This is a genomic window from Pedobacter albus (assembly GCF_036324255.1).
GTDB lineage: Bacteria > Bacteroidota > Bacteroidia > Sphingobacteriales > Sphingobacteriaceae > Pedobacter > Pedobacter albus.
Genome location: NZ_JAZDQT010000003.1, coordinates 578,889 through 600,797, shown reverse-complemented (window position 1 = coordinate 600,797; position 21,909 = coordinate 578,889). Strand labels below are relative to the sequence as shown.

At 44.0% G+C, this 21,909-nt stretch carries 14 protein-coding genes; 5 read left to right on the top strand and 9 right to left on the bottom strand.

The genetic code is table 11. The features are described 5' to 3' along the window. Window positions 1-54: 54 nt before the first annotated feature. The 7 genes from VRU48_RS17775 to VRU48_RS17745 form a co-directional block, all read right to left on the bottom strand. A complete protein-coding gene (locus VRU48_RS17775) occupies window positions 55-1,488 on the bottom strand; it encodes a beta/gamma crystallin family protein (protein WP_330109265.1) in 1,434 nt (477 codons plus the stop codon). Window positions 1,489-1,579: 91 nt separating this feature from the next. Further along, a complete protein-coding gene (locus VRU48_RS17770; protein WP_330109264.1) occupies window positions 1,580-2,041 on the bottom strand; it encodes a hypothetical protein in 462 nt (153 codons plus the stop codon). A gap of 85 nt (window positions 2,042-2,126) precedes the next feature. After that, window positions 2,127-3,953 (bottom strand): RagB/SusD family nutrient uptake outer membrane protein, encoded by a 1,827-nt coding sequence (locus tag VRU48_RS17765; protein ID WP_330109263.1) that lies wholly within the window; start codon window positions 3,951-3,953, stop codon window positions 2,127-2,129. A 17-nt stretch (window positions 3,954-3,970) separates the two neighbouring features. Continuing rightward, a complete protein-coding gene (locus VRU48_RS17760; RefSeq protein WP_330109262.1) occupies window positions 3,971-7,099 on the bottom strand; it encodes a SusC/RagA family TonB-linked outer membrane protein in 3,129 nt (1,042 codons plus the stop codon). Between the two features lie 2 nt (window positions 7,100-7,101). Beyond that, window positions 7,102-8,853, bottom strand: coding sequence for a RagB/SusD family nutrient uptake outer membrane protein (locus tag VRU48_RS17755; RefSeq protein WP_330109261.1), 1,752 nt, complete (start codon window positions 8,851-8,853; stop codon window positions 7,102-7,104). A gap of 9 nt (window positions 8,854-8,862) precedes the next feature. Beyond that, the gene (locus VRU48_RS17750; RefSeq protein WP_330109260.1) at window positions 8,863-11,679 is read right to left on the bottom strand and encodes a SusC/RagA family TonB-linked outer membrane protein; all 2,817 of its coding nucleotides are present in this window, start codon (window positions 11,677-11,679) and stop codon (window positions 8,863-8,865) included. A gap of 12 nt (window positions 11,680-11,691) precedes the next feature. Further along, entirely contained in the window at window positions 11,692-12,189 is a 498-nt protein-coding gene (locus tag VRU48_RS17745) for a CHRD domain-containing protein (protein ID WP_330109259.1), read from the bottom strand. Window positions 12,190-12,461: 272 nt separating this feature from the next. Here VRU48_RS17745 and VRU48_RS17740 point away from each other — a divergent pair, with 272 nt between their 5' ends. Beyond that, window positions 12,462-16,505: a two-component regulator propeller domain-containing protein gene (locus VRU48_RS17740; RefSeq protein ID WP_330109258.1), complete on the top strand. Its 4,044-nt coding sequence runs from the start codon at window positions 12,462-12,464 to the stop codon at window positions 16,503-16,505. Window positions 16,506-16,829: 324 nt separating this feature from the next. On the opposite strand, the gene VRU48_RS17735 is transcribed toward VRU48_RS17740, so the two are convergent. After that, the gene (locus VRU48_RS17735; protein WP_330109257.1) at window positions 16,830-18,419 is read right to left on the bottom strand and encodes a vitamin K epoxide reductase family protein; all 1,590 of its coding nucleotides are present in this window, start codon (window positions 18,417-18,419) and stop codon (window positions 16,830-16,832) included. Window positions 18,420-18,613: 194 nt separating this feature from the next. Between VRU48_RS17735 and VRU48_RS17730 the strand changes: the two genes are divergently transcribed. The 3 genes from VRU48_RS17730 (at window position 18,614) to VRU48_RS17720 (ending at window position 19,896) form a co-directional block, all read left to right on the top strand. After that, window positions 18,614-18,952 (top strand): zinc ribbon domain-containing protein YjdM, encoded by a 339-nt coding sequence (locus VRU48_RS17730; protein ID WP_330109256.1) that lies wholly within the window; start codon window positions 18,614-18,616, stop codon window positions 18,950-18,952. An 81-nt stretch (window positions 18,953-19,033) separates the two neighbouring features. Beyond that, a complete protein-coding gene (locus VRU48_RS17725; RefSeq protein ID WP_330109255.1) occupies window positions 19,034-19,297 on the top strand; it encodes a hypothetical protein in 264 nt (87 codons plus the stop codon). Between the two features lie 221 nt (window positions 19,298-19,518). Further along, window positions 19,519-19,896 (top strand): VOC family protein, encoded by a 378-nt coding sequence (locus VRU48_RS17720; RefSeq protein WP_330109254.1) that lies wholly within the window; start codon window positions 19,519-19,521, stop codon window positions 19,894-19,896. A gap of 87 nt (window positions 19,897-19,983) precedes the next feature. Here VRU48_RS17720 and VRU48_RS17715 read toward each other — a convergent pair whose 3' ends face one another. Next, window positions 19,984-20,304: a hypothetical protein gene (locus VRU48_RS17715; protein ID WP_330109253.1), complete on the bottom strand. Its 321-nt coding sequence runs from the start codon at window positions 20,302-20,304 to the stop codon at window positions 19,984-19,986. A gap of 540 nt (window positions 20,305-20,844) precedes the next feature. Between VRU48_RS17715 and VRU48_RS17710 the strand changes: the two genes are divergently transcribed. Next, the gene (locus tag VRU48_RS17710; protein ID WP_330109252.1) at window positions 20,845-21,867 is read left to right on the top strand and encodes a hypothetical protein; all 1,023 of its coding nucleotides are present in this window, start codon (window positions 20,845-20,847) and stop codon (window positions 21,865-21,867) included. The last annotated feature ends 42 nt before the right edge of the window (window positions 21,868-21,909 follow it).

The following is a 21,909-nucleotide window of genomic DNA, read 5'->3' as shown; positions in this document are numbered from 1 at the left end:
CTAAAGTTATTCATTTCAAACCCCAGTGCCTAAACACTGGGGTATTTTATTTAATTAAAGTGCTATTACTTTGATAGAAGAAGCTTTGTCGTTAAATGTTGACAGGTAAGTGCTCGACGAAGTGAGCTCGAAACTGCTTCCGGTAAAGTTGTCGCCATCGTATAAAATCACTTTGACACCAACGCCCACATTAACCGACGAGATATCATTATTGCTGATTCCCAAGCTCACCAAATCGGCTGTAGTATAATTGCCAACCGGCAGCGAAACGCCATAGCCTCCATAGCTGGCATTTTGGTAAAACTTGGCCGATCCGTTTACACCAATCTGAGGCACTCCTCCCGAAAACGAGAAAGAATAAGCTTTTGAAATGGTGCTACCGTTATTGAGCAAAAGCTTCACTCGCAACTCGTAGGGCTCATTGTTTTTGTAATACAAATCGTTGAGGGCCATGGTACCCGTTAAGGTATTGCTGGCTCCAGGATCAAAGCGCCAGGTTACCGCATTGTAATCAGCATCGCTGGCACTTGTCTTAGGATCGAGGTAAACCAAGATATCGCTTACGGTTTTATCGCTGGTAAAATTGCCCAATAAACTGAAAGTCTGCGTACTGCTGTTGTAGCTCATGTTGGCATTAATGGTGGTAGTTGCACTGCCATAAGGTGTTTCGCTTGGCAAAGGATCCTGAAATACCTCGTTTCGGTTCAATATTGCCGCATCAACACCGGTCAGGAAGGTAGGTTGGCCTTTGCTAAAGGTTACGTTGCCATCAGACATGAGCGAAGTGCCCAAGGTGGGTTGCTCGGTGGTGTACTTGCCGTGGTCGTGGGGCAGGTTGAGGCCGTGGCCCAGCTCGTGTAGCATGCCACCAATGTAATTTGAGCTCGGATTGGGAATTTTGCTCACAGCCATATTGCTGTTATCGAGGGCGAAGCAATATTTGCCATAGCCATAAAACGGCTGGCCATCGCTACTGGCATCGGTACGTTGCGGCAACAAAATAAGCATGTGCTGCGAATTGGAAAACTCGCTGGCATGTGTGGCTTTGTAGGCGTTCACTTCGTTGATGATCTTATTGGCCGAAATGCTCGAACTGTAAGGATAATCGGCCTGTGGTCCTTGGGCGGGTATCTCAATAAACTTAACCAGTCCGCTGGTATCTTTGGCCAAGCCCATGTATTTGTCGTAGCCATAGCGCGACATTTCGGTATGCAACCAGTTCTGAAAATGGACCATCAGATCGGTTAAACGGGTTTTATAGTCGCTCAGTGCCGGATTATCCGTAGGCACGAACATCACGATGTTGAGGTTTTTGGGGTTGGTTACAAAAGTTGGAACAGTATAGCCTGTAGGCAGGGTCGATTTGGTGGCTACCTTGAGGTTATTGGTGGTTACAGGGGTTACCTGTGCCTTTTCGCAGGCACTGATCAATAGCGCGCCCGTAAGCAGCGACGCTAAAAAAAGCTGACTTGTTTTTCTTGTTTTCATGGTTTAGAGAATGATTTTGATGAATAAATAGTCAACAAATTGTTCCTTGCTGTTTAGATAGGCTGGTAGAATATGCGCAATAGGCTTGTTTTTAACGTTGAACAATGGTATAAGGCTGGCCAGAAACTGTACCCGTGGCACTGATGATTTCAACACGCAACAGGTTGTTGTCTACATCATAGGCACCGTCGTTAAACAGGTCTAGCGTACCGTTATTAGGCAGCGAACCCGGCGCCGGATTGGCCGAATCGCGGGTGGAGAAAACGCCCCAAGGACTTTCGAGGGTAATATTGTCTGAAGTTACTGTGGGGTAATCTTTGTGGTAAATGCGGTATACAATGGTTATCGATTCGCCGTTAATGGCATCAGCTACTTCAAAGGAATCGTCTTGAGCCAATATCCAGGCATAATCGCCATAGGGCGGAAATCCGGGATCTACAAAAAAACTAAAAGAGGGATTGGGGTTGTAATAAACGGTTTGCGCCTGGCTTTGGCTGTTTGCGCCAACCAGCAACAACAATACCGCAATAGCGGAGAGGATGATTTTTTTCATGTTTTTGGTTTTTTAGGTTTAGACATGGGTTAAAAGTGCATAAGCGGAATTTCTTCCGCCTATGCACGGTTTATATAGCGCTATTCTACCATCCTGGATTTTGAAGCAGCTTGTCTTTCGACTTGAGTATTTCGCTTAACGGAATAGGCACGAAATACATGGCTGGGGCGAGAAATCTTGTCACAATACGATTCTCGATCTGGTATTTGAATGGATAAGTGCTTCCCGTTGGGTTTTGGGTGGCACGAATCAGTTTCAAGGCTTCGTTTTCGGTTTGTTCGGCGGTTTTCCATCTACGCGTATCATAAAACCAGTGGCCTTCGCCATAAAACTCTACACGGTACTCGTTGCGGATCAGCGTACGCAGGTTTTCCTTGCTAATGCCTGCCGGGATGCCATAACGGTTATCTGTACCGGCTGCTACCCCGCCGCGGCTTCTGATTTTAATCAATTCGGTTACCGCCGCTTCTGTTTGCCCCAATTCGTTTATGGCTTCGGCGTAGCCCAACACCATTTCTGCCAAACGCATGATTGGCAAAGAACGATCAACGGTTAAGCTGTTGTATGGAATGCGGTCGTTACACATTTTACGGGTATAATAACCGGTTTTGGTGTAATAAGCCTCAATTCCATCGCCTACACGATTGCCTGCGGCGTCTGAATAAATGTTAATGGCTACCTGTGCCGTAGTGGTTTTGCTGGTCATGGTAGCCTGATTGTAAATGATCGAGTAATAGAACCTTGGATCGCGATTTTTAAAAGGATCCAAAGCATTAAAACCTGAACCGCTCTCGCCGATGAGCTTACCGTTGGTCATCCCAAAGGCCTCGGCCACATTTTGGCTCGGATTCATATAGGTTTGGCCACCATTGTTGCTGATCGAACGCGGGAACCAAGCTCTTTCCAAGTTACCATTGGATTCGGTAAAGCTACTACTGGTAGCGGCACCCAAAGCAATGTTATAGGCAAAAATGAACTCCGTATTTTTACGTCCATTGGTAAACATTTTCCAAAAGCCATAGCCAGGTTGCGTAGCATTGTCAACTACCAAAGCATAATCAGGCAAATCCAATACCGCTTTACAGGCATCGGCCGCTTTTTGCCATAAAGAGGCATCATAATTGGCCGAATAGCAGATCAGAGGCAACAAATTGGCATCTGTGGTAGCCGGACTGCCGTTAAACAACGGACTGGCCGCCGTAAGCAACAACCTTGCCTTAAAGGCTTTGCAGGCTCCAGAAGTTGCCCTGCCATAATTGATGGCCTCTAAAGCAGTGGCCGAAGGCAAATCGGCAGCGGCTTTGTCATATTCGGCAACTACGTAATCTACACATTCCTTGTAGCTGTTGCGTTTATAATCATAAGTTGGGAATTCGTCGCTCACGTCATCGCCCACCAGCTGCACGCCTCCATAAAAACGGATAAGCATCTGGTAATAGAACGCTCTTAAGAAGCGTGCTTCGGCAACCAAAGTCTTTTTACGACTGGCCGAAATTGGCGAATTAGGCACGTTGGCCATGAATTTATTGGCGGCCCTTACCTTTCTATACAGCAATGCCCACATGGCTAACAATGGATGCGAACTCGAGTTGGAAGTTCCCTTTAAAAAAACATCCTGTCCAGAGTAGCCACTGGCGGCGTTAGTAGATAGGGTTTCGAAAGCGTCGTTCCAATCGCTGCTGCCAGGGCCTGTGCCCGTAGCACCGCCAATGGTATTGCGGTAAGGGTGGATATCCAAACCTGTATTCCAATAGATATTGTTGAGGAAGTTAAAAGTCATTGCGCTATCGGCAAATACTTTTTCTTCGGTAAGGGGCTCCACCTTTGGATCCAGCGAACCGCCTTTTTTACAAGATACAACCCATAGTGAAGCCGAGGCCACTACTGCTATTGCTAATATTTTACTTTTCATTGCTTTAGATTTAAAAATTATAGCCCAAACTGGATCCCGAAATTGAATACCCTTTGTTGCGGATACTCGCCAACCGATGTACTCAGCGCCGATTCAGGATCTACGAATGATGGAAGCTTGGTATAAATCAAGCCCATATTGTAACCGTTGGCGTATACCCTGATGTTGTTTACATGGAGCTTCTTGCTGAAAGCCGTAGAAAAACGATAGCCGATTTCGAATTGCTTCCACCTGATGTAATCGCCTTTAACATACCACAAGGTAGACCAATTGGTTCCATTGCCATCATAGCCATTCGTGCCGCCCGCCAAATCTGGGAAAGTAGCATAATCGGCGGTAACTGGCGTCCATCTGCTGGCATTCCATGGCACCGATACGCGTTCTGGCCTTGCGTAGGTTACGCCGCCGCGGTACATATTGATGATGTACTTGAATGAGCCTTGGAACAAGGTAGATACGTCAAAGCCTTTGTAAGAGAAGCCAAAACTCAATCCACCCGTATAATTCGGGTTGTTATCGCCGATATAGCCTTTGTCATTGGCATCGATAATTCCATCGCCGTTCAGGTCCTTAAACTTAGCCGAGCCCAGATTGGTTGTGTTCAATAGCGTAGCAGAGGCCACCCTTGGTGCCGTATACAAGTCTTTCAGGCTTTGGTAAAAACCATCAAAAGTATATTGAAAAACAGCACCCACCGGCTTACCGGTAGAAGCCAACCATGGATAGAGGTAATTTGGCTCATCCCTGTATTCGACTTTGTTTTTGGCGTAGGTTACGTTAGAGTTGACGAAGAAGGTAAAGTCCTTGCCAATTTTGTCTCTATACGTAAGGTCTAGTTCATAGCCCTTGTTTGATACCTTACCCAAGTTGTAAGGCGGCAACGAGGCCCCGAAAGTACTCGGAATTAGGCCCGGTGTGGTTAAGATGTCTTTGGTGATTTTCTTGAAATAATCAGCAGTAATAGACAGCCTCGACCCAAAGAGCTTCAAGTCGAAACCAGCATCAAAATCCTGCGTGGTCATCCAAGTGATGTTGGCATTACCCAAAGTAGGCTCTACAATACCGCCATAGCTCTGTGGCGTTTCGCCAAAGATAATTCCACTGGCACCTGTACCGTATGATTTTTGGTAAATGTAGGTGCTACTGCCGATATTGTCGTTACCGGTTAAGCCATAAGAAGCCCTCAGTTTAAAGAAATCTACAAACTTGATGTTGTTTTTAAAGAAGTTTTCTTCGCTGATATTCCAACCGATACTGGCCGCTGGGAACCATTGGAAACGCTTGCTCGATTCGAAACGGTCTGAACCGTTGTACGCCGCGGTGAAATCGAGCAGGTATTTTTGGTTGTAGGCATAAGTCAGTTTTCCGGTAAAACCTTTAATGTTGTAGGGATCAGAAGCTACACTACCCGATGGATCGGCATTATAGGTGGTTTGATTATACAAAGCCACTGCACCCACATTATGCACGCCGAAAGTACGGTTGTAGTTTAAGCTGGCCCTCAAATTGAGCGTACGGTTGGTACCTGAGTTGGAAGAGCTTCTGGTTAAGGCACCCATACGGTACAAGTTAGCTGTTACCGGATCGTATTTGCCGGTACTTGGCGTGTAAGTATAGGCTAAGATCTCTGACGAGCTTCTGGTCAAATTGCGGCTAAAGCCATAATCGCTGGCAAAAGACAACAAACCGTTTGCCGAAAGGCCTTTGGTAATGAATTCAAGCTCTTGGTTGGCACTGGCAACCGCCGAAATGTTGTTGGTATACGAACGGTTATAACCCGAATACATGAGGTTGGCTACCGGATTGGGTTTGGTCAGCGACGAAGCAGAACTTGCGATTAATCCGTTTGACCAATAAACAGGATACAAAAAGCCCGAAAGTTCGCCATTCCACAAATACTGGAAAGTAGAGCCACCGTTGTTCCAAGGCTTATCATTAGGCTCGTTGGTGATGCCAAACCTGCCTGATAAATCGAGTTTGATCTTTAATGTTTTGTTAGGCGTAATGTCTACGTTAGACCTGAAATTATAACGGTTGTACATGTAATTGGATTGATAGCCTTGGCCTTCTGAAAAATCCTTGAACAAACCGCCTTGGTATAAGTACCCCAGATTGACGAAGTATTTAACCGTATTGTTGCCTCCCGAAATATCAAAGTTGATCCGGTTTTGGATACTTACTTTTTTCATCACTTCACTCCACCAGTCCACATTCGGAAAGTTGTAAGGATCATCGTTTAAACGGTAATGCTCCAGGTTATTTCCGGCAAAGTAGTTAGAATAAGAGGTCAGCGGATTGGTATATTGACCAGCCAAACGCTCCCTGAAAAGGCTCAAGGTCGTATAGCCATCGTTCACCACAGGGCGTTGAGTCGGAATTTGCAAACCGGTTTCGTTCTTGAAATTCAAGGCTGGCTTGCCCGAACTGCCACGACGCGTGGTGATGATGATTACGCCATTGGCACCTCTTACGCCATATACAGCCGTAGTAGAAGCATCTTTTAAAATGGTTACACTTTCTACCTCATTCGGATCAATTTGACTGATCTGATCAGAAGTGAATTCTACATCATCTACGATAATCAATGGTGTAGTACCACCAGCGTAGGTATTGATGCCCCTGATCTGGAAAGCTGCACCGTCTTTACCCGGCTGTCCGCCACGTTGTTGCGAAAAAAATCCAGGTAGGCGTCCGGCCAAGGTATTTTGTAAACTTGCCGAAGGACTTTGCCTGATTTCCTTACCCGAAATAGAACTTACCGAACCGGTAAGGGTTACTTTTTTGGCGGTTTGGCCCACGCCCAATACCACTACCTCTTCAAGACCTTTGGTATCTTCCTTGAGCCTGATCTGAATTGTAGATTTATTATTGACGTCTATTTCCTGGCTAAGAAAGCCGATTGATTTAACGACAATAATGCCTAAGGTACCCTTTAACTTGAGGGTAAATCGGCCCTGCTCGTCGGTTTGGGCACCGTTAGTACTGAATTCTTTTTCATAAACGGTAACTGCCGGAATAGGCCCTTGGCTATCAGACACAGTACCACTAACCACTTTTCCTGTTTGCGCCATGGCACGATTGGCCATCAAAAACGCCAGCAACAGGCAAAGGAATGGTATAAATATTTTAATGTGATTTGTTTTCATGTTTACCAATTGGGATTTTGAACCATCGATTTGTTTGATACCAGTTCGTTAAATGGAATAGGAAACAGGTACATCTTGCTGGCATCGAATTTGGCATCGGCGGCATCAACCTGGTTATAGGTGGTTGTGGTGCCGGCAATAGCCTGTATGCCATGCAGCTTGCCGTTCAACACGGCTTCTGCTATTTTCCATCGCCTAATATCCCAGAACCTGTGCTCTTCAAAGGCAAATTCTACCCTACGCTCATGCCTAATACGCAAACGCATATCGCTTTGGCTCAAGCCAGTTGGCAAATTCGGCATGCCTACCCTAGCCCTTACCGCGTTGATGGCGGCATATACCGAGGCATCGGCTCCTACCGCTTCGTTTTGCGCTTCGGCGTAGTTGAGCAGGATTTCGGCATAGCGCATGATCGGGAACACGTGCGGATAGTTTGAGTAAGAAGTAGCACTGCTGTTGCTGGTCATGAATTTGCGCAGGTAATAACCGGTGCGGGTTTCGCCTTTAGTTACCCTGCCATAGCCAAACGGACGGTCTAAACCACCATCGGTAGTTTGTACTTTTCGGGTAAGCCAATACAAACCATCGAACATTACCGTAGCCGGAAAACGCGGGTCGCGATTGTAGTACGGATTGGAAATCGTATAGCCCGATCCTGTTTCGTCAATCATTTTGCCATTGGTCATTTCGTACTCATTAACCAGTTCCTGGGTCGGATTAGTCTTTCCTGCTGTTGAACTGGCACGCGTATAACCCACAGGATCATTAGCTGCCTCTACCGTGCTGTTGGTCGTAGTCATGTAGGGCAACATGATTTCGTTGTTACTGTTGGTGGTAAAAGTGCTCAGGAATTTATTGACGTTGGTTACGTAGGCCGAAAGTGTTGCCGAAGGTGCTACACCGGCCAAGGTGGTGGTGCTGTAATGCGTGGTGGTGGCAGCATCGTTCAGTTTGTAGGTAAACTTCCCTGCGCTTACACTATCCATTACGGCTTTTGCAGCTGCGGCTGCGTCGGCCCATTTGGTTAAACTATTGCTTGGGTTGTTTAGCGGACTAGCGGCATAAAGCAATAATCTCGATTTCAGTCCCATGGCAGCTCCCCTGCCAAATCTGCCATAATAGTTGGCGGCAAAAGTACCGTTTACCGAAGCATTGGCAGTAAGCAGGTAAGGCATGGCTGCATCCAGTTCGGCAATGATATAATCTACGCATTGCTGGTAAGTACTACGAGCTATATTAATCGTTTCGTTGGTTTCGTAAACCTTGTCTCCAATCAATGGTACGCCTCCCCAGCGTTTGATCAGTTCGAAATACGACATCGCCCTCAAACACCTTGCCTCTGCTTTCCAACGGTCTTTCAATCCCCGAACGTTCAGAGGCACCACATCAACGTTAGCCAAAAATATGTTCACTTTTCTGATGTTGCCATAATTTTTGGCCCAAACGTTATCCACGATGTTGGTTGGGCTAATGCCTCCGTTGCTAAAAAACTGTATGGCATCGCCTGTGGCATTCGGAATGGCATCATCTGTACCCGCATCAAGCATATTGCTGCCAATACGGTTAAATCCATTAGGAAGGCCAGAATAAATATTGTTCAGAAAGCGCTCGGCGTTAACGCCCAATGAGTCCTTCGAATCGAAAATCAAGTCTTTTTCTATGAGTTCGAGTGGTTCGTTTTCGGTCATTTTTTTACAGCCCAACGTTCCAGCCAAACAAATTGCCGTGATAACGGCTATTATATAATTCTTCATAGTTTGTTGCTATAAGGTTAATGATATACCACCGTTAATTACCCTTTGATTAGGGAAACCGCTCACGTACGACTCAGGATCAAAATCGAGTTTCGTCACGGTGAAAAGGTTGTAGCTATTTACAAATACCCTGAGCTTAGACACATGCAGTTTCTGCAACAGGGTTTTAGGCAGGCTATAGCCCAATTCCAGGTTTTTAAGACGCAGGTAGTTGGCATTTCTCAACCAAAAGCTAGAGCTTACGTTATTGTTGAGGTTTGTACCCAAAGTAAGGCGTGGCAATGTGGCATTGACTTGGTTTTGTGGTGTCCAACGGTTTTCGGTGGTGTAATCCAACACATAGCCAGTGTTGTTGTTCAAGGCCAGCATAGATGATGGGCTCAATTGGATTTCGCGGTTAAATACGCCCTGCAACAAGCCATTCAGATCGAAGCCCTTGTAGCTGAAAGCGAAGTTCAGTCCACCAAACACAAAAGGCTTGTCGCCAGTAATGCGTTTTTGGTCTAAAGAGCTGATGATGCCATCGCCGTTAAGGTCTTTATATTTAATATCGCCTGGCATCGGGCTGTAGCCCAAAATAGTTGGCGTATTGGTTTCATTTTCGCCGGCTTTGTAAAAACCGATGGCCTCATAGCCCCTGGTTGCGCCTACCGGATTACCTTTGCTGTACATCCAGCTATAAGGCAAATCAGGCTCGCCCGCTTCGATTACGCTACTTTTTTGAAAGCTTGCATTAAGCCCAAGCTTATAACCAAATTCTCCGGCTTTGCCTGTATAATCGGCAGTAAATTCCAAACCCGTAAACCTGCTTTTACCGATGTTTTGGTTGGGATAGGTTTGTCCGATAATACTGCTGGCATAAGCTGGTGCCTGCAACAAATCATAGTAGCGGTTGCGATAATAAGTAAGGCCTACATTCAATTTTTGGTTGATGAATGCCGCATCAACACCGGCCTCAAACTTCAATGCCTTTTCTGGACCGATATTGGTCGTAGCAATGCCATTTTCGGCTGCTCCGGTTACGCTCGTTAAGGCTGTACCAAAAACATAGCCTGTGGTGCTGTTGCTGTAGCGTTGGATATACGAGTAGTAATCGGCCACATCGGCATTTGCGGTTAAGCCAATCGTGCTTCTCAGTTTCAAGAAGTTAACGGCATTTGAATTGAACCAATCTTCCTTGCTCAATACCCAGCCCAAGCCTAACGATGGCAAATAAATCCATTTGTTGGGATTGGCGTAGCGGTTATAGCTGCCGTATGAATTGGCCAGTTCGGCAAAATATTTTTCGCCATAATTGTATTGGATGGCCAAACCTGCCGTGCGGAAAATCTGGTTCAATTGATTATAGCTGGCCAAGCGGTTGTCGCCATTGTAGCTAGCTAATACATTAACGTGATGTTGACCAAAATCGCGGTCGTAGCCTACCAAGAAATTGTAATAGGTTTGCTTCAATTGCGAAGAAATAGAAGCAACTCCAGTTCCGGCAGATACGTTGCCATCGGCACCAGATTTGGTATAGGTAGTTGTAGAACCAGTGGTAGTTGGGTACCAAATGGCAAAACCCTTGCTTCTGGTTACCGTTTGGTTGTAAAAGTTGTTGATGGATAAACCCGCCTTGGCCCATAAGCCCTTGGTAATGTCGTCGAGCTTGTATTTGAGCGCCACATCGGCGTTAATCGAACGGCTATTGTCTCTGATATAGCCCGAATTAATGGTACTGGCTAAGATGTTGTTGGTAATTGATGCCGTACCGCCATAGGTTCCATCTGGGTTTTTAACCGCATAAGCTAAAGGCGAGGTGCTATAAACCAAGCCCATAATGCTACTGGCATTGCCACCTGGCTGATTGGTATTTTCGATCGAACCAAAAACGTTCAACTGCAACGAAATATCTTCATTGAAATTGATTTCGGCATTGGTACGCATGTTGTACCTTTTGTAAAAATTGTTGGTATTGTAAGCGTTGTTGCCATCGGTTACGAAATTGCCATCCGAGCTGAAGTGCTCTAAGCTGGCATAATACTTATACGTACTCGAATTGCCCGATACACCCAAATTGTAGCGCTGCTGGGCACTATTTTTTTTGTAAACCAGGTCGTACCAATTATTGTTAGGTTGCAAAAAAGGATTGTTGGTTCCGTTTTGGTAGGCCGAAATCATGGCATCGCTATACAAAGGCGTACTGCCTGGCGAAGTATTCTGTTGCGCCTCGTTGTATAGCCTGGCATAATCGGCACCGGTAATGAATTTGGGACTGAACAGGTTTTCGAGGTGACCGTATTCGGCACCAAACTTGATCTCGAAAGGCTTGTAAGCCGACTGTTTTTTGGTCGTGATATAAACCACCCCGCCAGAGGAGCGCATGCCATACATCGAAGTAGACAAGGCGTCTTTCAATACGGTAATGCTTTCAATGTCATCGGGGTTGAAACTGGTAAAGGTTCGTACTACGCCATCAATTACGATAATTGGCGACTGTCCTCTCAGCGTAAGCGCAGTACCGTCAAAGCCGGTACGGGCAGATGATTGCAAAGTGTATAGTCCTGGCAATCGGCCAGCTACTACGTTAGTGATATCGGCTACAGGCGTAGTGTTTACATCTTCTGCATAAATAGTCGATGTACCTCCAACCTGGTTGGCCTTTTTGGTAAGGCCATTCCAACGGTCTATGTTTTTTTGAAGGTAGGTTTTGGGATCGAATTTTTTGATCAGCGTACTGTCTGCCACCTGCTGGGGCTGGTTTTGAGCCATGGCCGCTACAGGTAATATGCCCAACAAGCCCACCAGAGATTTAAACCCCAATTGCTTATATTTTATGGTCATCATGTTTTAATTTGGTTAGTATGATTGCATGGTGCCCCTCACCAATCCATTGGCTTGTTGCGTAGAGGCTATTTGCAGATAAGTTGCTTTAGTGTTAAGGTCGTTGATTAAGGTACTCGACAAAGGGACAGAACCTTTTACCTCTCGGTCGCTATTAAAAGCGCCGTTGCTCAAGTCGATCAGTACCGTACCATTGCTGCCACTAGCACCCGTGTATACAATGGCCTTGCCCGGCGTGTCGTTGTTGTTCAGGGGCTGGTCAAAGTAAATGTAGTAATACAGGTTGTTGTCGGTCATAAGGTAAAATACCGCAACTGCATGATCGGTTCGGCCACTGATGGCCGGCACCATGTTACTGGCGCTCAGGTCTACCTTCCATTGCCTAAGGGTGTACACATCCGAAGTCTTGATTTCCTTTTTACAGGAAATAAAACCTACAGACATCAATAAACACCAAAAGAGCAGCTTCAGGTTCCACTTTCGGGGATTACGAATGCGTAAATCTTTTTTCATAATTTATTTGGTTAGTTGTTAAGTCAGGAACAAAATGAGCTGGCACCCATTTGTCCCATTTGGTTAGTTTGGTTACGAAAAGTGGCGGATAATCACTTTTCGTGCTTATACAAAGCTGACGGATTAGGAACTTAAAAAAGATGAAAATTCTGTCGGAAAAGGTAGAATAATCAGCAAACCAGCTTAAAACAAGCGATTAAACCGCGAATTAAGCCTCTAGCCTTGGATAATTTGCTATATTTATCTTGCTAATCAACCTGGCCTCTTATTGAATGAATTTCTACGCGCGGTTCCTTTCCATTTTATCGTTTACGCTATTCATTGCCCTAAATCCGGCAGCGGCGCAACGGCGCCTGTCCTTTACCAACCTCACGGTAGAAAACGGCCTCTCGCAGAACTCGGTCATGGCCGTTGCGCAAGACAGCACTGGACTCATCTGGCTAGGCACCCGACAAGGTGTTAATCGCTACGACGGCTACCGTTTTAAGATCTACAAGAGCGAAGAAAAAAGCAATCCCGACCTGCCTCCAGGCGAAACCACAGCCCTGCTTACCGATGCCCAGGGCACGCTGTGGGCCGGTACTTCAAAAGGCTTTGCGGTTTATAATGGCAACAAAGATGTTTTCGAACCCGTAAAAGGACTGAGCAACAGCAGCGTAGAAAGCCTGTACCAAGACCGGCAAAAACGCCTTTGGGTAGGCACCTTAGGCAGCATCAATCTTCTGACCGACAAAAAAGAAAAACGCTTCGAAACCTTTTCCTTTAGCAAAAAGCCCAAAGATCAAGTCAACAATATCTATTGCATGTTTCAGGACGAAGCTGGCTTGTTTTGGATCGGTACCGGCAAGGGGCTGATGACCATGCGCTACCACAACCATCAAATCAGCTATCAAAAAATACCCTTGCCCAATTCAACCACCGACGACTTTATTACGGCTATTGCAAGCGATAGGCAACACAATATTTGGGTAGGTTCTTCTAACGGGTTATACCAAATTGCTCCCGATGGCAAAACCATCCGGTCTTTCCTGCATAGCGATAACAACCCCAACTCCATCATACACAACGATATTAGAGAGGTAATGCTCGATAAAAACGGCATGGTTTGGGTAGGCACGCAAAACGGACTGAGTATTTTAAACCCCGCCAATGGCTACTGCATCAATTACCAGCACGACCCCGAAAAGCCCTATAGCATTAGCCAAAACTCTATCCACAACTTATTTACCGATAGGGACGGCAATATTTGGGTGGGCACTTATTTTGGTGGCGTCAATATCTCTTATCCTACCCTAACCAACTTTAAGGTTTACCAGAACAGCAAACAGCAAAATAGCCTGAGCAATAACGTGGTAAGTTCCATTGTTGAAATTGGCCAAGGCTTTTGGATAGGTACCGAAGGTGGAGGGCTCAATTATTTCAATCCGGCCAACAATACGTTTAAAAGCTACAAGAACAATCCCGCCGACCAAAACTCCATCAGCTCCAACCTGGTTAAGATCATCAAAAAAGAAAGCGACGCCAGCAACAGGCTGTTTATCGGGACCCACCGGGGTGGCTTGAACCTGTTCGACCCTGCCAACAACAAATTCAGGCATATTGCCAACGTTAAAGATACCGCTGGAACCATAGGCACAGCCGAAATCATTGCCTTGGAAATGGATAGCCAAGGTACTTTATGGGTTGGGTCTTTTGATGGTTTGACGGTACTGGAAAAGAAAAACGGCGACTACCCTGCCCAAACCAGCAAAAGCCCCATAGAAGGTCGATTAAAGAATAAAAACATCACCTGCCTTTTTCAAGACAGCAGGCAACAGCTCTGGATTGGCACCAATGCCGGCCTTAGTCGCTACGATTTTGGCTTAAAAAAACTCTACAGCTATACCAAAGAAGAAGGCAACAAGTTTAAGCTCCCTTCAAACTACATCAACTGTGTGACCGAAAGCAGCAATGGCAAACTGTTGGTAGGCACAAGAGCCGGCCTAAGCATTTTCGACCGCATCAAAGGCACTTTCACTACCTACAGCGAAACCAATGGCCTGGTCAACAACAACGTAGTTGGCATCATCGAAGACAATGCCCACAACCTGTGGCTCAGTACCTCCAATGGCATTTCTGAACTCAATACCACGAGTGGCCGTTTCAGGAACTACAACAAAAGCGACGGACTGGCCGGCAACGAATTCAACGTTCGCTCATTTTTTAAAGACAGACAAGGTCAGCTGTTTTTTGGCGGATTTAATGGTCTAACGGCTTTTTATCCACAGGAAATCGAACTCAATGATTTTGTATCGCCCTTGGTATTTACTGACCTCAAGCTTTTTAACCAATACTTAAAAGTTGGTGGCGACGATGATATTCTGCAACAACAGATCAATTTAACCGACAAGCTCGATTTTAGGCACGACCAAAACCAGTTTACCTTAGAATTTTCGTTGCTGAACTACCTTAAATCAGACAAGAACAAATATTTCTATAAGCTAGACGGCTATGACAAAGATTGGATTGCCACCGTTAACCCAAGTGCCAGCTATACCAATCTGCCTGCAGGCAATTACCGTTTTATGCTCAAGGCGCTCAACAACGATGGCATTCCGGGCAAGCCTATACGTAGCCTGCAGATACACGTAAGCCCTGCTCCATGGGCAAGCTGGTGGGCCTACCTGCTTTACCTCATTGTGTTTTTCACCATTTTGCTGGTTACCATCAGGTATTTCTTTGTAAGGGCCCTGCTCAAACGCACGGAAGACATTCAGCAAATGAAGCTTCAGTTCTTTACGCAGGTTTCGCACGAAATCAGAACCCCCTTAACCCTCATTTTAGCTCCACTCGAAACCCTGTTCAAGAATACCCGCAACCTGCCCGACATCAATAAACAGGTAGAACGCATCAAGAGCAATGCCGACCGGCTTCACTTGTTGGTAACTGAACTGCTCGATTTCAGAAAAACCGAAACAGGACACCTGAAGCTTAAATTTGCGCAACAAGACCTGGTACCTTTTGTGCAACAAATTTTTCAGGCCTTTGAGCACCTGGCCGAGAGCCGGAACATTACCTATACTTTCAGCTACGAACAACCCGAAGTAAGCATTTGGTTCGATAAGCTCCAGCTCGAAAAGGTGTTCTTTAACCTGTTATCCAATGCCTTTAAATTTACCAACGATGGCGGAACCATCAGCATAACCATTGCCGATAACAACCAGCAGGTAGCCATTTCCGTTCACGATAACGGCCTAGGCATACCCGAAGATAGCCGTGACAAAATTTTTAGCGACTTTTTTCAGGTAGACCGCGAAGGTTCTACCCATATCGGATCGGGTATTGGCTTGGCACTCTCTAAAAGCATTGTAACGGCGCACGGCGGACAGCTTTTGTTAGAAAGCACTGCAGAAACCGAAACCAAGCCGGGCGATACACGCTTTACCGTGCTATTGAAAAAAGAACAGCCCCAAACGGCAACCTCCACGCCACAAGAATCGGGTGCCGAAAGCTGGCATACCCTTGCTCCGTTATCGCTACCAGCAGTTACCGAGGCTAGCGGCACCAAAGAAAACCACAGCGAAACCGTGCTGATTGTGGAAGACAATTGGGAAATCAGACAAATGCTACGTGATTCTTTGGAAAGCCGCTACCATATTGTGGAATGCGAAAACGGGCAAGAGGGATTGGAAACAGCCATAGCCTCTATCCCCGACTTGATTATTTGCGATGTGATGATGCCCGTAATGAACGGTACCGAAATGTGCCACCAACTTAAAATCGACGAGCGGACCTCGCATATCCCTGTTATTATCCTAACGGCCATGGATTCGCATGCGCAACAAGTTGATGGCCTGGCTACCGGCGCCGACAGCTATATTACCAAGCCATTTAGCGTAGAGCTACTGGGCCTGCATGTGCGCAATTTGTTGCAGTCGCGCAAAATTATGCGCAGGAAGTTTAGCGGCACCATTGACGAATCGACACAGCTCAATACCGTCGACCAGCAGTTCATAGAAAAAGTAATCCAGCGCATAGAAGCCAGGCTGGCCGATCAAACTTTTGGCGTACCCGAATTGGCCAAGGATATTGGCATGACAGCGCCGGTACTGTACAAAAAAATAAGGGCAGTTACCGATCTTACGGTTAACGATTTCATCAAATCCATCCGCCTCAAAAAAGCTGAAGCGCTACTCAAAGAAGGCATCCACAACGTAGCTGAAGTAGCTTATTTGGTAGGCTTTAACGATGCCAAATATTTTAGTCGCGAGTTTAAGAAGCAATATGGCATCAATGCCAAAAACTACCAGTTGGGCGGGGATAAGGAAAAAGAATGAGCAATGGAAATAGAAAATAAGTCACCTCAATGAGCTTGAGGTGACCTACGGGATTAAGAAACAGAAGAGCAGTACCAGCGAGGGTCAAAAAAACCTTCATCTTCTCGATAGCACATGCATGAAACATTGGAAACTAGCGTACAAAAGCCCGCTAGTCCCAATTGATTGAAACATGCATTGTTTTCATTACAGACTGGTGGTTCTCCTCCTGTAATTCGCTTCATTTCATCTCTGTTTAATTTACTAAACTCATCCATATATATAGTATTTAGTTAAAAAACAACCGACCTTGGCCCCGGCTGATAGGCTTATTGTCAAAATAATTTAGCTCAAATCGTTGAGCATATATTTAAGTTCATTTAGCTGATATTGCAAAGGCATTTTATAGCCATTAATAAAAAAAGTAGGTGTTTCTTGTATTTGATGCCTTTTTACCCAATTCCTGTGCTGTGCTAGTACAGCATCCGTTTCTGGTGTAATATCAACAGGGTATTTTTTTAACCATGCAGATTGATTTTGGTTCATCCCATTAAACCAGTCAAAAAATGCATTTTTGGTCAATAATGGATCGTTTTTAGTGCGCAGCGCAATAAAATGGCGAAGAATATTGATGATTTGATCATTTGGCTTTTCATAATTGCCTCCAAATACAATTCTAACCTGCAGGTTTTTCATGCTATTGAGCGCATTTTCCACTTGTTTATATGCCTTTATACAGGGCGGACAGAATGGGCTCAGCACAATGGCAATTACATGCGCTGGATGTGTACTCCCTAAAACAAACGAAAAATGGGTTTCGGGCATTTCAATCGGAGGATCGGCTTTTAGGGCGGCCTTAAAGATTTTTTTATTGTATTTAAGAATCCTCAGCTGGTCTTGCAATACACCTACCGTGCTTAGTTTTGAGAAAATAGGCTTTAGCAGAACCCATATCATTACAGGAACCATAAAAAACCCTATTAAATTGACCCATGATAATACGCTGCCATCAGGGATATTAAATGTTAGATAAGGAAGAAATGCCAAAAACTCTAGCCACAATATTACCTGAACGGCACAACATAATGTACACCATTTTTTTGCCACCTTCCATTGATAGTATATGGAATAAAATGTATAGGGCAAAGCGAAGAGATTTAAAATGGCCAGCGCCGAAATCACAAATTCCCGGTTTTCGACAAATAACAGCGCCATAATGCTTCCCGAAAAATAGAACAATCCAATTTCGCTCCAACTCACAAATGAAAAAGGTTTACTGGCATCTGATGAAAGTATCGCATTACAATCCACCTTTTCCCCCGGCTTACAAAAGCTATTGATCAAAGGATTATTAACATCTATACTCTGGATAACCAGTAACATAGCAAAAAGAAAACCTAAGCACTTCGTAACGGCTACAAAAAATAATGGAAACGAAAAATTACCAAGTACATTAGAATTAAAGGCAAATAAGAAGGTTAATGCTATGATTAATAATAAACTTACATAAAAGCTATTATTCCGATCTTGAATTTTATTTTTCTCATGTAGATAACTTTGGACTTCGCCCTCGTTTTTGTCCCTAACCTGGACTACTCCTGTAAATCTCTTTTTAAATTCATCAATCGTTATTTTTTTCCGCTTTTTTTCATCATCCGATAATACGACGTAATCATTATTTACTTCGGTAATGACGGCAAATTTTCGATCTGCTAGATAGGTAATCGCTGGTAGGGAAACTTTGGGTAGGCTTTCGATGCCAATCGTATAGGCGCTCGTCTGAATACCATAGTTTATCAACACATCGCTGTAAGCCAAGAGGCTATAATAATCCGGATGCTTCTGAAGCTCGTTTGAAAGGTCGTCTCTATTTATAGGGATTTTTAATTCATCTACAAATCGTTTTAACACAGACGAAAAATTGTCGTTACCCATTGAAAACAATTATTATCTTAATAAACTTAAACACAATTTCTTACATAAACAAAAAATCAATCTTACACACCTACAACAACTTATAATTAAATCTAGCCAGCAGGTAAGGAAGCTTGACAGAACATTTAAGCTAGCGAAGCCAACAGGAAGCATCTACAAATATTTCGTATCTTTGTAACCAAATAGAACAAAAAATGACCGAACTGCCTCCTTGTCCTCAATGCAAATCTAACTACACTTATCAAATGGACGACCTACTCGCCTGCCCTGAATGCGGACACGAGTGGAACGTAGAAGAAACCGCTGCGCCGAGTGGCGAGTTAGTGGTAAAAGACTGCAACGGCAACATCCTGCAAAACGGCGATTCGGTGGTGACCATTAAAAATCTTCCGGTAAAAGGCATTGCGCAAAGCATTAAGGCCGGCACCAAGGTAAGAAACATCCGTTTAACCGATGGCGACCACAATATAGATTGCAAAATAGACGGTTTTGGCGCCATGGCCCTTAAATCTGAATTTGTAAAGAAGGCTTAAGCTTTCTATTTCTTTTCGATACGAAAAAACTGATTATCAGCATATTTTCGTAATTTCCAGTCTAACCAAATCTAAATCATCATGAAAAATTTCAACGACTGGAAATCGGCCTCGTATGTAATGCTGAGCCGCTCCGAACTGAAACTAATTCTTGGCGGAGACCCTATCGAGCTCCGTCCCTACGACCCTTACTGCGACGAAGTCAAGGAAACCGAGTATGTCCCCGACTGCCCCTGCTTTGCAGATACGCAATGTCCCGAAAGAAGATATGTGGGCGGGCCTCCAGGCTCGGTAGGCAACATCATACCAGGCAGTGGCTATTGCGTGAACGGCCACTGTACCTAAAAATATTTTCAAGGCGGGCCAAACGGTTCGCCTTTTGTTTCATCTTGCAAAACATTTTATTTATTTAAACAGCCTCGTATATTTAAGCATTGGTAGCCTTATACCAATCACAAATACACTGCAACATGAAAAGAACATTATTGATCGCTTTAACAATTACGGCATCTTTTCTTTCAGGTTTTGCATTCAAGACAATCGTTTCCAAACAAAATCAAACTAAAATGAAAAAAGTAACAGGCATTGGCGGCATTTTCTTCAAATGCAAAGACCCCAAAAAGATGACCGAGTGGTACCAAAAGCACTTGGGTTTAAATACCAACCCTTATGGCGCAACTTTCGAATGGTACGAAGGCGCAGACAGTACCAAGAAAGCGCAAACACAATGGTCGCCTTTTGCCGAAAACACCAAATACTTTGAGCCTTCGAGCAAGGATTTTATGATCAATTACAGGGTCGAGAACCTTGAAGCCTTAGTTGAAGAACTCAAAAAAGAAGGCGTAACCATTGTAGATAAAATCGAAACTTACGATTATGGCAAGTTCGTACACATTCTCGATGCCGAAGGCAACAAAGTAGAGCTTTGGGAGCCGATAGACTAACATCGGCTTTGTCGGATGTCACAGCGCAATAAAACTAGGCTCTAGCTAAACACTTAAAAGCACCAATCCGTTAAGGTTGGCGCTTTTTCATTTCACTTTAACGTAAACCTCTATAATTTCATGATTGACGTTTAAGCTGTCTATTTTTTCAATACCCTTTTGAATCAGCGTATTGTTTTTTAAAGTCAGCGTAAATTTAAACTTGGTATTTTCCCAGTCCCGGTAACTGCAGTAAATGAGGTGTTCGCTGTAGGCATTGCCCGAAAGCGAATAAGTACCGGCACCTGCACTAAAGGCCGGAGTTTTAACCTTTCCTTTCTCCAAATCATGCGTAAAAAACGAAAAGTGGCTTCCATTAAACATTTTTAGTGTTTCTTGGATTTCGCCTTTTACCGGATAGGTTGTCACGGTGTCTTTATTGGTGATCTTTTTACTGGAAACCAGCCTCCATGTCCCGATAATGGACGAATTTGTAAGAGTTGAAGCTTTTTTTGAGCAAATAAAAACTGGCTGTACAAGATACAGCCTAAAATCAATAGGGTTCTTTTCATAAGGTTATATGGATTATCTAAATTAATATACTTCAAGTTAATTTTTCAAACAACAGGTTAAGTAATATTAAGGTTAGCTATTCTAGCAGAGCCGTATTGCCAAGCAGGGATATTAAAAATCTATTTCCAAAATCCAATGCAATAAAAAAGCCGTCAATCATAGGATTAACGGCTTTAGTAGCCCGTAGGGGAAAGAGATCGAACCAATTTATTAAAGATCTCTGGAAAGGTTAGCGGGTAAATAACATATTAACTCATGATGAAATGGCGATCATAGAAGCCGCTTTTGTTTCTGTGATGCTTTCAGTACTTTTATAGAGGCACAAATAGAGAAGAACTTTAAATATAAACTATGTAAAATAACTAACTAGAGCCACAACCAATACTGATTTTGAAAATGAGATGTGTCATTGAAATTTATTTTTCTATACTTCCTGATATGCTATTTGAGAACTATCCCTTCGAACAGCGAAAGCTTGTTCTTGGCGAGATTCGTCGGCTGTTAAGGCAGAATATATTCGATAAGAAAGATCACATTACCGAAATAAATGCAGGTTTAGCTGTAATAAAAAAAGCTCCATTCCAAAAAACTCAAAATATCTTTAAGCATTATCTATGGCACCATGTAGAAGATGCTCTAAAATTTACGATTAATCTTAACATCGATTTGTCATTATTTCCTGTAACTATTCATAAGGGTGCTGAGGTTACACGTGTTACAGATGAGAAAGAATTAATGGAAATATTACCATATTCGCTTGCAAATGAGATTGGTAATCGGATTTTTGAATTGTTAATAATTTCCCAAATCGCACGCCCAGGTTCACTAAAGCTGCGTGAAGGAATCATCTGGATTAATGGGAATAGGCACCTAGAGACAATCCCTAGCATTATGAATTGTCGCGAAGCTATGGAACTTCGGATTAAAACTGGTTATCCGCATGTAGTATTTCTGAAGCTTACCGATTTATATCGATGGGCTACAGAAAAAGGTATTTTATTTAGTGAAATTCCTGAAAATTCATATCAATATGTGTTAAACTACTTGTCGTATGTACAAGGAGATTCGGGACAAATTCATTCGGTTTTATATAAAATGATGGCACTCGAAAAGTTATATACTCAAGGAGTCAACCAGATTGCAACCCAATTAAATGAAAAAATTCAAGTATTTCTTGGAGAAATGAATAGTTACAAAAGTCAGATTAAGAAGATGTATGATATTCGATCACGTTATTACCACGGATCAATACCGCTTCCGCCAATGCACAAAGCTGATCATTTCGAGGAGCTCCCTGCATTTCAACAAGAGCTCGATGAAGCCAGCAACTTAAGCCTCCTGCTGATTATAGCAACGTTACAAAAGATGTATAAAGAAAACCTTGTTGACATAAAATTCCTAACAACTTATAAACCATAATCTAGATAGAGTTCAAGATTTTCTTGCGACGTCAAGCTAATT